Here is a 12,366-nt window from a genome sequence, read left to right as displayed (position 1 = left end):
CGGCAGCCTGAGATGCAGCACGACGCTCGTGTCGAACCGTTAGCGACGCCGTTATTGGCTTTTCTGCGTCCAGATTCTCCCGTTCATTATCAGATTGGCACCTCGTAGGCGTACATGAGACGACTGTAAAAATTGGTCAAACAGAAAAAATAGATAGGCATCTCGCATTGCAGGCTGAACGGCGGTTGCGAGCGGCTCACGTAGCAGAAGCGGTTGCCGTTCAGACTATGGCCGCACCAATCGATCAGGGTTGCGAAGTTTTTCAGTTCATCGACGACCAGCGCATGCTATCCGCTCTGTTCGAGGCCGAGCATGATGAAATACGAATCCCAGTCGCAGATCCCATCGAAGCAGTCGCCCGACACAATATACGCGCAAAGCACCGCCAACAGCCCCGTCCAGCACGCCCAAACCGGCCCCCCCACGTCTCAAAAACAACCCCATCCTGTATGATTACGCGCGTCGCTTCGCGAGACAAAGCATCACGCGAAATACCCGAAAAATATTCCGAATCGACTCGATTCGCCACGCCGAAGACAGAAAAAATGACCGCATCCCAGGCCGTCGACCAGAATCGTTTTCGCAGCATCATTCGCCGCAATATCGCCTTGCCCCTGGGTGTCGGCTTGGTCACGATGGCCGTCTTCGTTGGACTGATTGCTTATCTGGTCTCGACCATGAACTGGGCCGAGCATTCCGAGCGCGTGATCGGCCAGGCCAATGAAATACTGCGTCTCGCGGTCGATCGCGAATCGTCGATGCGAGGCTTCCTGATCACGGGCGACGAAACTTTCCTCACGCCCTACGAAACCGGCGGCCCGCGCTTCAAGACGCAGATCGAAGCGTTGCAGGCCATGGTCGCCGACAACCCGCCGCAAGTCGAAAAGCTCAAGCAGATCCAGGCGATCCAGCAACGCTGGAGCCGTGTTGCCGAAGAGATGATCGACGCGCGCCGTCGCAATCAGAACTTCGAGGCCGCCGTGGCGAGCGGGCGCGGCAAGATCGAATTCGACGAAACGCGCCGTGAATTCGCCGATTTTCTCGACGTCGAGTTGCGCCTGCGCCAGGAGCGCAGCGAAGCCACACGCCGCGTCACCACCACACTCGTGAGCGTGTTCCTGCTCTTCAGCCTGGGCGTGAGCGGTCTGCTCGCATGGATGGGCCGCCGCGAATTGATGAGTCTGTCGACCACCTACGACGGCGCGTTGCGCCAGCAGGCCGAACAGACCGAGATGCTGCAGGAGCAAGTGTGGTTGCGCTCCGGGCAGCGCCTGCTTGCTGAAAAAGTGGTCGGGCAGACTACCTCGCCGCTGGTGGGCCGCGCGATGCTCGACTTTCTCGCGCAATATCTGGACGCCGCCGTTGCCGCGCTCTACGTGCGCGATAAGCAGCACGGCACGCTGCGCCGGATCGCGACTTATGGTTTTAGCCGCGAAAGCGAGCAGGCCGCCGCCCGCAGTTTCGCCGAAGGCGAGACGCTGATCGGCCAGGCGGCTGTGGCGCGCCGCACGCTGGTCTTGCGCGACGTGCCGGCGGATTACGTGCAGGTCGTGTCCGCGACCGGCAAGAGCGCACCGAAAAACCTGCTCGTCATGCCGATCGAAAACGACGGCCAGGTCAACGGCGTCGTCGAACTGGGCTTCATTCGCGAGTTGGGCGTGCGCGATCAGGAGTTCATGGAACTGATCGCGAAGAGCATGGGTGACTTTGTCGAAGCCGCGCTGTATCGCGAGCGTTTGCAGGACGCGTTGGCCGAAACGCAGCAGTTGAACGAAGAACTGCAGGTGCAGCAGGAAGAATTGCGAGTCTCCAACGAAGGACTCGAAGAGCGCGGCCGCGCGCTGATGGAATCGCAAACGCGTCTTGAAGCGCAGCAAGCCGAGCTCGAACAGACCAACGTGCAGCTCGAAGAATACGCGCAGCGTCTCGAGCGGCAGAAGTCCGATCTCTTGCGCGCGCAGGACGACCTCGCGGCCAACGCGGCGCGCCTCGAACAGTCGAGCCGCTACAAGTCCGAGTTCCTCGCCAACATGTCACACGAACTGCGCACGCCGCTGAACAGTTCGCTGATTCTCGCCAAGCTCCTGCAGCAGAACCGTACCGGCAATTTGACGGAAGAGCAGGTGCGCTACGCGGAAACGATCCACGCGTCGAACAGCGACTTGCTGGTGCTGATCAACGACATTCTCGATCTGTCGAAAGTCGAAGCCGGGCAGGTGACGGTCGAACTCGAAACGGTGTCGATCGACGCGACCCTGCAGGCGCTCGAGGAAACCTTCAAGCCATTGGCCGGCGCCAGGCATTTGAGCCTTGCGTTCGACCGCTTGCCGGGCACACCGGATACCTTCATCACCGACGGCCAGCGTGTCACGCAGATTCTGCGCAACCTGCTTTCGAACGCGGTGAAATTTACGGAACGCGGTGAGGTGGCGCTGTCCGTCGCGCCAGCCGAAGGCGGCATGCTGCGCTTCGACGTGCGCGATTCCGGCATCGGCATCGCGGCCGACAAGCTGGACATGATCTTCGAAGCGTTCCAGCAAGCCGACGGTTCCACCAGCCGTCAATACGGCGGCAGCGGGTTGGGCCTGTCGATCTCGCGGGAGTTTTCGCGCTTGCTGGGCGGCCGGATCACCGTCGCGAGCGAAGTCGGCAAGGGCAGTGTGTTCACGCTCTGGTTGCCGCTCGACGCTGAGGCGGCACTGAACGCGAGCCAGGACGCACATCACGCAACGGCGCCGATGTTCGCCCCGGCTCAGGCCACGGCCGGCGCGCAGGCCGTGGCCGAGTCGACGACAGAACCGCTGCTGGCGCACCCGCCTTCGGGCCGCAGCCAGCCCACCGTGATCACGCCGGCCAACGGCCTGATTAGCGGCCTAACCAGCGGCCTAACCAACGGCAACTCGTCCGAAACCACGCACAGCCCGATTGCCGACGACCGCGACAACCGCACCCGCGCCGGCCGTCTGATCATCGCCGTGGAAGACGATGCGGCCTTCGCCGAAATCCTGCGCGATCTGACCCACGAACTCGACTTCGACTTCGTCCACGCGAGCAGCGCCGCCAGCGGGCTCGCGCTGGTGCGCGACATGCGTCCGGCGGCGGTACTGCTCGACGTCGGCCTGCCGGACCGCTCCGGCCTGACCGTGCTGGAGTGGCTGAAGAACGACCCGCTCACGCGTCATATTCCGATCCACATCGTCTCCGCTACCGATCACGCCGACAAGGCGCTGCACCTCGGCGCCATCGGCTATACGCTCAAGCCGACCGCGCGCAGCACGATGGAAGCCGCGATCCGCCGCCTCGAAGCGCGTCTGCAGCAGCGCCTCAAACGCGTGCTGGTGATCGAGGACGACGCGCCGATGCGCGAGAGCATCCGCGCATTGCTGCAGAGCGAAAACACCGAGATCGTTGCAGTCGCAACCTTGGCCGAAGCGTCGGAGTATCTGGGGAAATTCAGCTTCGACTGCGTGGTGACCGACCTCGCGCTGCCCGACGGCACCGGCTACGATCTGCTCGAACGGCTCGCGGCGAACACCGCGCATGCCGCGTTGCCGGTGATCGTCTACACGGGCCGCATGCTGTCTGACGAGGAAGAGCACCGGCTGCGCCGCTATTCGAAATCGATCATCATCAAGGGCGCGAAGTCGCCAGAGCGCCTGCTCGACGAAGTAACGCTGTTCCTGCACAGTGTGGAGTCGTCGCTCGCGCCTGAGCAGCAGCGCATGCTGCGCACGGTGCGTCAGCGCGACAACGCCTTCGAGGGCCGCACGATCCTGCTGGCCGAAGACGACGTCCGCAATATTTTCGCGCTCTCGCACGTGCTGGAGCCGCTCGGTGCGAAACTGCAGATTGCGCGCAACGGCCGCGAAGCGCTCGAAGCGCTGGAAAATGGCCCCGAAGTGCATCTGATCCTGATGGACATCATGATGCCGGAGATGGACGGGTTGACAGCGATGGGCGAGATTCGCCGCGATCCGCGTTTTGCTCATCTGCCGATCATCGCGCTGACGGCGAAGGCCATGGCGAACGACCGCACGCGCTGCCTCGAAGCCGGCGCGGACGACTACGTCTCGAAGCCGATCGACGTGGACAAGCTGGTCGCGCTGTGCCGCGTCTGGCTGCGGCAACGGTAGAAGGAGCATGGGAACACGATGAGCCAGTCCGAATTCGACGCGCCGCAACGCATCAGCGACTTCGACATCGAGTTGAAGCTGCTGCTGGAGGCGGTTTACCTCAAGTATCAGCACGACTTCCGCCATTACGCGATGTCGTCGCTGCGGCGCCGCCTGACGCAGGCGCTCGAGGAGTTCGGGCTGAAGACGCTGTCGCAGCTGCAGGACCGCATCATGCGCAACGGCGACGAGTTCTCGCGGCTGTTCCAGTACCTCACCGTGCAGGTCAGCGAGATGTTTCGCGACCCGGCGTATTTCCTCGCGCTGCGCGAACACGTGCTGCCGCGTCTGCGCACTTATCCGTCGATCAAGGTGTGGGTGGCGGGGTGCAGCACGGGCGAGGAACTCTGGTCGCTGAAAATCCTCTTCGACGAGGAAGGCCTCACCGAACGCACGCTGTTCTACGCGACCGATATCAACCCGGACGCGCTCGCGCGCGCCGAGGCCGGCATCTACGCGCTGGAGCGCATTCAGGGCTTCACGCAAAACTATCTGGCGGCCGGCGGCAAGCGTTCGCTGTCCGACTACTATCATGCGGCATATGGCGGCGCGCGCTTTGCGGGCTCGCTGAAAGAGCGTGTGGTGTTCGCCGACCACAGTCTGTCCACCGACGAAGTCTTTCTCGAAGCGCATCTGGTGTCGTGCCGCAATGTGCTGATCTATTTCGACCGCGGCTTGCAGGATCGCGCGCTGGGTCTGTTCGAGAACGCGCTCGTGCGGCGCGGATTCCTGGGTTTGGGGAGCAAGGAAAGTCTGCGGTTTTCCAAACACTACGAAGCGTTCGACGAATTCCGTTCGACCGAACGCATTTATCAGAAGCGCTAGGCCGGTCATCATGTCACGCTCAACTGTCCAGCCCAATGTCGATGCCGAAGCGGCGCGCGGCTACGAGCTCGTCGTGATCGGCGGTTCGGCGGGCGGCATCGAAGTGCTCAACGTATTGCTCGCCGCGCTGCCCGCGGGTTTTGCGCCAGCGGTGATGATCGTCACGCACCTGCCGCCCGATTCGCCGAGCTATCTGGTGCCTGCATTCGCGCATCGTTGCGCGCTGCCGGTGCTCGAACCCGATGCGGGCGAGCGCATCATGCCGGGCCGCGTGCACATTGCGCCGCCGGGCTATCACATGCTGGTGGAAGTGGACCACACGGTTGCGCTGTCGACCGACGCCGCCGTGCGCTTTTCGCGTCCCTCGATCGACGTGCTGTTCGAATCGGCCGCGGCCGTGTATGGCGAACGGTTGCTCGCGCTCCTGCTGTCCGGCGCCAACGACGACGGCGCGCAAGGCCTGAAGCGCGTGCGCGCGTTGGGCGGCACGGCGTGGGTACAGGCGCCGGACACCGCTGCTTCCCCGGAAATGCCGCGCGCCGCGATTGAACGCGGCGCGGCGGATTTTATCTACACTCCCGAAACCATGGCCCGGCGGCTTGCTGCATTGCCGGCCTCTTTCTGACGCGATGCCATGACGAACTCACCCGTGAACATTCTGATCGTCGACGACATCGTTCACAACATCACGGCGCTCGAAGCCTTGCTGGCGCGGCCGGATCTCGCCGTGCTGGTGGCCGACTCGGGCACGGCGGCGCTCGACCTGCTGCTCAAGCACGAAGTCGCGCTGGCGATTCTCGACGTCAACATGCCCGGCATGAACGGCTTCGAACTGGCCGCGCTGATGCGCGGCAGCCCGCGCACCTCGCACGTGCCGATCATCTTTCTGACGGCGACCGCGCAGGACGCCTCGCGCACGTTTCGCGGCTATGAGGCCGGCGCGGTCGACTTTCTCTACAAACCGTTCGATCCGCGGATTCTGCAATCCAAGGTCGATGTGTTCGTGCAACTCGAACAGCAGAAGCGTCAGCTTGCGGCGCAGCTCGTCACTACGCGGCAGATGCTCGAAGCGAACGAAATGCTGATGGCCGTACTTAGTCACGACCTGCGCACGCCGCTCGGCGCGGTGCTGGCGTCGGCGGAGTATCTGATGCGCACCGCTGCCGACGAACAGTCGGCCACTGTCGCCGCGCGCGTGAAGAACAGTTCGCTGCGTATGGCGCGCATGGTCGACCAGCTGCTCAATCTGGCGCGTTTGCAGGGCGGGCGCCTGCCGCTGCAGCCGCGCTCGATCGAACTGGCAACGCTGTGCCGCTCGGTGATCGACGAATTCGCTTCGCGCGAGAACGGCAAGCAGATCGTGTTCGCGAGCCGCGGCAATACGTCGGGCGCGTGGGACACTGACCTCGTCTGGCAAGCCGTGTCGAATCTGGTGAGCAACGCGCTGCATCATGGCGCGCCGGGCGGCGATATCGGCGTCGAGGTGGATGGCGAGGCGGTCGAGTCCGTGCGTTTGAAGGTCGCCAATCGCGGCACCATTCCGGCCGAGGTATTCCCGCATCTGTTCAAGGCGTTCGGGCCGAACAACAGCGGCGGTCGCTCGCGCGAAGGGCTGGGGCTGGGCCTGCATATCGTGCAGGAAATTGCGCGCATGCACGGCGGCAACGTCAGCGTGAATTCCGACGAAGCCATAGGCACGGTCTTCACAATCGAGTTGCCCAGAATGGTGACGTTGCAGCGTGGGTCGTTTACGGGGAAGTGAGCGGGTAGAGTCTCGCGCAGCGTTGGACGGGCCCATATTTAGCGCGCGAGACTTGCCGCGAGAGACTGCGTCATCGGATTGATCACGTGTCATCGGCAACAGTAGGCGTTTTCGCGGACCACCGGAAACAGTCTCCTGTTCCGCTGTGCTACGCTTGCCGGACCGAACCACAGCACGGCGACCGACTTCCATCATGCGTTCCTGGCGCATTTCTCCACCGCATCGCAGCGAACCGATCAGCACTTCGCGCGCGACCGAACTCGTCATGTCGATTTCGCATGCGGATGCCGACGCGCTCGCAGCCAGCATCCTGAAGACTGTCGGCGATACGCTGCCGGTCTCGCAGTGCACCATCTTCGCCTACGAATTCGACGCGCGGCCGCGCACGGTTTCCGCCGCCGATCATCGCGGCGGCCGCTTTCTGCGCGACGTCGCCGATCGCTACGCCACGCATTTCTATGCGCTCGACGGCAACCGCGCGATCATCGGCGGGCCGCGCGACAAACCGGCGCGTGACGCACTGGTGCTGCACCAGCAGCAAAGCGAAGAGATCCAGAACGAAGCCTATCGCGCGGCCTGTTATGCACAGCCGAACGTGTCGGACCGGCTGTCGCTGCTCGTGCAGCCCATGGAAAGCGTCTGGCTGTCGATCAATCTGTATCGCGACCGTGCCTATGGCGTGTTTCAGCCGGGCGAACTGGAGCGCGTGGAATGCCTCGCGCACTTGTTCGCGCACGCGGCGAAGGGTCACTACGCGCTGAATGGACAGCATCAGCAGGGTTCGGCCGCCGCGATGCTGGCGCGGGTCAGGCGCGCTTGCCCGGCACTCACGTCGCGCGAACTCGATGTCTTGCGCGGCACGCTCGAAGGCGCCAGCGCCGCTGAAATCGCGGTGCAAATGGGCGTCAAGTCTGCTAGCGTGATTACCTATCAGAAGCGCGCTTACGCGCGGCTCGGGATTTCGAGCCAGCGCCAATTGTTCGCGTTGTGCATGACGCCCGAACTGGCTTGATCCTGAAACACAACGCGGCCGGCGTGCACGTTTTACGTTGAGCAGGAGCGGCCATCACTGGCGCTTGTCTCTTGAGCACAACCATCCCGCACCGCAGCCACCGATCACGCGCGCTTACCCCGTGCCTCCGCCTGCGTCTCGCGATCCCAGCGCTTCAACCACGGCATGATGAAATCCGCGAAACCATCGGCGGGCGGCGACAGCGCGCGCTCGGTCGACCGATACACGCACACTTCGCGGATCGTTTCGGGATCGACGATGCGCTTCATCACCAACCCGAAGGTGCGCGCCAACGGCGCGACGTAGGCGGGCGCGAGCGTGACGGCCAGTCCGTGCGAGGCGAGGCCGAACGCCGTGGTGACGTTGTCCACCACGTCCACCGGACTGATGCGGGCTTCCACCGGCAGATTGGCCAGCATCTGCCCGACCGCGCGTTCATGGTCACGACCAGTGGCGACGATCGGCACGTCGCGCAAATGCGGCCACTGCACGCGGCGGCGCGCGTTCAACGGATGGGTCGGCGCGCACCACATCACCCACGGGCTCGCGAATGCCGGGTCGCAACGCACGCGCGTGCCGCTTGGCCGGTCAGGGCCGATCGCGAGATCCACGTCGCCGCTTTCCACGCGCTCCACCAGTTGCTCGACCACGGTATCGCAAACGCGCACGACCACCTTCGGCTTGTCGCGCGCATATTCGGCGATGGCCGCGGGCAGCGCGGTCGCCGCCAGCACCAGCGGCGCGCCGATCCGCACGATGCCGGCGGCGCGGTTGCGGATATCGTCGGCGGATTGCGCGGCGGCGCGCACGTGCCGCAACACCGATTCCGCCGACGCCAGAAAATCCTGCCCCGCGCTCGACAGACTCACGCGCCGCGTGGTCCGGTCGAAGAGGCGGAAGCCGAGTTCCGTTTCAAGATCGGCGAGCAACTGGCTGACCGCCGAAGAAGTCAGCCCGAGCCGGTCCGCCGCCGCGCCGATGCTATGCAGATCGACGATGGCGAGAAACGCTTCGAACTGACGGATGGTGACGCGTGTGAGTGGCATTCGTCGATTCTAAAGAAAAACTAACGAATCGTGAAAAATCGATTGATTGTGTAGTGCGCCGCATGCGCACAGACTTGTCCCAATCGACGCACCCGGCCAAACCCGCTTAGACTTCCGTCTCGCCAGTCTGAGTCAAGCCGGTTCACGCGGGCTGTGGTTTGCCACACGCACGCCACCCGCACGCCACCCGCGCGCCATACCGAGCGTCACATCGAGGCCGCGTAGCGGCCACATTCAAGGAATTGCCATGTTCGACCACATTCCCGCTTATCCAGGCGACCCGATTCTGAGCCTGAACGAAGACTTTCAACTCGACCCGCGCTCGAACAAGGTCAATCTGAGCATCGGCATCTATTTCGACGACGCCGGCAAGCTGCCCGTCATGGACGCCGTGCGCCGCGCCGAAACCGCGCTGCTCGATTCGATCGGCCCGCGTTCGTATCTGCCGATGGCCGGCCTGCCGCTCTATCGCGACGCGGCTCAAGCCCTCGTATTCGGCTCGGACAGCGAGGCGCGCAAGGCGGGGCGCATCGCGACGCTGCAAACCATCGGCGGCTCGGGCGCGCTCAAGGTTGGCGCCGATTTCCTGAAGCGCTATTTCCCCGGCTCGCAGATCTGGATCAGCGATCCGAGCTGGGAAAACCATCGCGTCGTGTTCGAAGGCGCGGGGCTGACGGTCAACACTTATCCGTATTACGACGAGCACACCGGCGGCTTGCGTTTCGCCGACATGATCGAAACGATCGGCCGCTTGCCCGAACAGAGCGTCGTGCTGCTGCACGCGTGCTGCCACAACCCGACCGGTGTGGATCTGAGCCCGGCGCAATGGACCGAACTGGTGCCGGTTTTGCAGCGCCGCAAGCTGATCGCGTTCGTCGATATGGCGTATCAGGGTTTCGGCGCCGGTCTTGAAGAAGACGCCGCCTGCGTGCGTCTGCTGGCCGACGCGGGCATTCCGTTGATCGCCGCGAATTCGTTCTCGAAGAATTTCTCGCTGTATGGCGAGCGCGTCGGTGCGTTGAGCGTGGTCTGCAAGAGCCCGGAAGAGGCCGGCCGCGTACTCGGTCAACTGATGTCGACGGTGCGCGCGAACTACAGCAATCCTCCGACGCACGGCGCGCGGCTCGTCGCCAACGTGCTCGCGGATGCGTCGTTGCGCGCTTCGTGGGAATCCGAACTCGCCACCATGCGCGAGCGGATTCTGGCCATGCGCGGCACGATTCACGCCGGACTCGCGGGCCGCGTGGATGAAGTGATGCGCGCGCGTTACGTCGCGCAGCGCGGCATGTTCACCTATACGGGCTTGAGCGAAAGCCAGGTTGAGCGTCTGCGCAGCGAATACGCAGTGTATGTGCTGCGCTCGGGGCGCATGTGCGTGGCCGGTCTGAACGAACGCAACGCGGAGTATGTGGCTGCGTCCATCGCCGCCGTAGTGTCGGGCGCGTAAGCGCGGCTTTTCAAGCAGCAGAACGATAACGACGGTCCACAAGGGAGACCCGAATGACCACCCTCGATATACCGGCGCCGAGCGCGCCGAAGGCCCACGCGATGCATCCGGACGAATGGCATGCGCGTGTGCAGCTAGCAGCGTGCTACCGGATCTTCGACATGCTCGGCTGGACCGAGATGATCTACAACCACATCACGCTGCGCGTTCCCGCCAGCGTGAGCGGCGGCGAGCGGCAGTTCCTGATCAATCCGTTCGGGCTGCACTACAGCGAGGTGACCGCGAGCAACCTCGTGAAGATCGATGCACAGGGACGCGTGCTCGATCACTCGCCGTATCCGGTGAATCCGGCCGGCTTCGTCGTGCATGCGGCGATTCATGAAGGCTTGCCCGACGCGCACTGCGTGATGCACACGCACACCACGGCGGGCGTCGCCGTGGCCTGTCTGGAAGACGGTCTGCAGCAGACCAACTTCTACAGCGCGCAGTTGCACGACCGCATTGCGTATCACGACTTCGAGGGCATCACCGTGCACGCGGAAGAAGGTCCGCGCCTGCTCGAACATATTGGCAACCGGCAGGCGGTGATCTTGCGCAACCATGGGCTGCTTGCGTGGGGCCACACCTTGCCGCAAACTTTCGCGGTCCTGTGGACGCTCAATCGCGCCTGCGAAATCCAGATGGCGACCTTTGCGATGGGCCGCGCGCGGCCGGTGCCGGAAGACGTCGCGATTCGCTGCTCGCGCGACGCGCTGCAGTTCGATCCGCGTCACGGCGCGGGCCAGGATGTGTTCGACGCGCTGGTGCGGCGAGTGGACCGCATCGACGCCAGTTACAAGGATTGAAACGATGAAAGCAGCAATCTACGGTGCGGGCGCGATCGGCGGCTGGATGGGCGTGAAGCTCGCACAGGCCGGCCATGACGTGAGCGTGGTGGCGCGCGGCGAGACGCTGAACGCGCTGCGCGAGCACGGTTTGCGTTTGATCGAAGGCGGCGCGACGCATGCCGTGAAAGTAAACGCGAGCGAGAATCCCGCGGACCTCGGCGTGCAGGATCTCGTCGTGGTCGCCGTCAAGGGTCCGGCAATGGCGTCGGTGGCCGCGCGGATCGCGCCGCTGCTTGGCGCGCAAACCGTCGTCCTGACCGCGATGAACGGCGTGCCCTGGTGGTTCTGCGACGGACTCGGCGCGGACTTCGCCGGCAAGCGCCTGAAGTCGATCGATCCGGAAGGCGCGATTGCCGCCGCGATTCCGAGCGGGCAAACGGTGGGCTGCGTGGTGCACGCCAGTTGCCTCGTCGAAGCACCGGGCGTCATCCGGCATCATCAGGGCAATGGGCTGATTATCGGCGAGGCGTCGGGGCAGGCGAGCGAGCGGGTCGCGGCGCTCACGGCCACGCTCGCGGCGGCCGGCTTCAACGTGTCGGCTTCGGCGCAGATTCAGCGCGACGTCTGGTACAAGCTGTGGGGCAATATGACGATGAATCCGATCAGCGCCATCACCGGCGCGACCACCGACCGGATTCTCAGCGACGAGCTGGTGCGCAACTTCGTCACGAGCATCATGCTGGAAGCGAAGGAAATCGGCGCACGCTTCGGCATTCCGATCGATCAGGACCCGGAGGACCGCCACGAAGTCACGCTGAAACTCGGCGCGATGAAAACCTCGATGCTGCAGGACGTGCAGGCAGGCAAAGCGGTCGAACTCGACGCGCTGGTGGCAGCAGTGCGTGAACTCGGGCAACTGACAGGCGTCGCTACGCCGTATACGGATGCGTTGCTCGGTCTCGCGCGCCTGCATGCGCGGACGCTGGGTTTGTATCCGAAGCAGTAACAGTCACGTTAACGAAAAGCCGCCGCGCCTCGCACGGCGCGGCGGCTTTTTTACGCCTTATGCCGTCACCGCAGTCGCGGCCGGCAACCGTGCCGCTTCGATCAGCGACAACGCACGTCGCGGGTTGTCGAGTTCGGTCAGGCACAGCATCGCGAGGCGGGCCAGATATAGCGGCGCCTGAGCTTCGCCTTCGTTCGTGAGGGTCTTGCAGAGCGTCGTGTAGACGAGGTCGAGATCGCTATCGGTCATGATGTTTGTCTCCTCTGTTT

At 63.9% G+C, this 12,366-nt stretch carries 10 protein-coding genes and 1 pseudogene; 8 read left to right on the top strand and 3 right to left on the bottom strand.

The annotated features are described in order from the left end of the window. Nucleotides 1–167: 167 nt before the first annotated feature. Nucleotides 168–383 (bottom strand): annotated as a pseudogene (locus tag ACFSNN_RS33895) (trehalase family glycosidase); the annotation flags it as partial. A 162-nt stretch (nucleotides 384–545) separates the two neighbouring features. On the opposite strand from ACFSNN_RS33895, the gene ACFSNN_RS33890 reads away from it, so the two are divergent. From ACFSNN_RS33890 to ACFSNN_RS33870, 5 genes are all read left to right on the top strand, one after another. After that, nucleotides 546–4,133, top strand: coding sequence for a response regulator (locus tag ACFSNN_RS33890; protein WP_134464337.1), 3,588 nt, complete (start codon nucleotides 546–548; stop codon nucleotides 4,131–4,133). Between the two features lie 18 nt (nucleotides 4,134–4,151). After that, the gene (locus ACFSNN_RS33885) at nucleotides 4,152–4,997 is read left to right on the top strand and encodes a CheR family methyltransferase (protein ID WP_134464339.1); all 846 of its coding nucleotides are present in this window, start codon (nucleotides 4,152–4,154) and stop codon (nucleotides 4,995–4,997) included. Between the two features lie 10 nt (nucleotides 4,998–5,007). Further along, nucleotides 5,008–5,622, top strand: coding sequence for a chemotaxis protein CheB (locus tag ACFSNN_RS33880; RefSeq protein ID WP_134464341.1), 615 nt, complete (start codon nucleotides 5,008–5,010; stop codon nucleotides 5,620–5,622). A gap of 9 nt (nucleotides 5,623–5,631) precedes the next feature. Further along, nucleotides 5,632–6,759, top strand: coding sequence for a hybrid sensor histidine kinase/response regulator (locus tag ACFSNN_RS33875; RefSeq protein ID WP_134464343.1), 1,128 nt, complete (start codon nucleotides 5,632–5,634; stop codon nucleotides 6,757–6,759). A 193-nt stretch (nucleotides 6,760–6,952) separates the two neighbouring features. Continuing rightward, nucleotides 6,953–7,771, top strand: coding sequence for a helix-turn-helix transcriptional regulator (locus tag ACFSNN_RS33870; protein ID WP_134464345.1), 819 nt, complete (start codon nucleotides 6,953–6,955; stop codon nucleotides 7,769–7,771). Nucleotides 7,772–7,875: 104 nt separating this feature from the next. Here ACFSNN_RS33870 and ACFSNN_RS33865 read toward each other — a convergent pair whose 3' ends face one another. Continuing rightward, a complete protein-coding gene (locus tag ACFSNN_RS33865; RefSeq protein ID WP_134464347.1) occupies nucleotides 7,876–8,817 on the bottom strand; it encodes a LysR family transcriptional regulator in 942 nt (313 codons plus the stop codon). Between the two features lie 247 nt (nucleotides 8,818–9,064). Here ACFSNN_RS33865 and ACFSNN_RS33860 point away from each other — a divergent pair, with 247 nt between their 5' ends. The 3 genes from ACFSNN_RS33860 to ACFSNN_RS33850 are packed head-to-tail and all read left to right on the top strand — an operon-like array spanning nucleotide 9,065 to nucleotide 12,097. Further along, on the top strand, nucleotides 9,065–10,264 hold the full coding sequence (locus ACFSNN_RS33860; protein WP_134464349.1) for an amino acid aminotransferase: 1,200 nt from the start codon (nucleotides 9,065–9,067) through the stop codon (nucleotides 10,262–10,264). A 53-nt stretch (nucleotides 10,265–10,317) separates the two neighbouring features. Next, nucleotides 10,318–11,109 (top strand): class II aldolase/adducin family protein, encoded by a 792-nt coding sequence (locus ACFSNN_RS33855; RefSeq protein WP_012427250.1) that lies wholly within the window; start codon nucleotides 10,318–10,320, stop codon nucleotides 11,107–11,109. 4 nt (nucleotides 11,110–11,113) lie between these two features. Continuing rightward, nucleotides 11,114–12,097, top strand: a complete 984-nt coding sequence (locus tag ACFSNN_RS33850; RefSeq protein WP_134464351.1) for a 2-dehydropantoate 2-reductase — start codon at nucleotides 11,114–11,116, stop codon at nucleotides 12,095–12,097. 57 nt (nucleotides 12,098–12,154) lie between these two features. On the opposite strand, the gene ACFSNN_RS33845 is transcribed toward ACFSNN_RS33850, so the two are convergent. After that, complete coding sequence (locus ACFSNN_RS33845) at nucleotides 12,155–12,346, bottom strand: hypothetical protein (RefSeq protein WP_134464353.1); 192 nt, start codon at nucleotides 12,344–12,346, stop codon at nucleotides 12,155–12,157. Nucleotides 12,347–12,366: the final 20 nt, after the last annotated feature.

The sequence above is a fragment of the Paraburkholderia dipogonis genome, assembly GCF_042680985.1.
GTDB lineage: Bacteria > Pseudomonadota > Gammaproteobacteria > Burkholderiales > Burkholderiaceae > Paraburkholderia > Paraburkholderia phytofirmans.
Note: the sequence above shows the minus strand (reverse complement) of the source record. Positions and strands in the feature narration are given on the sequence as shown.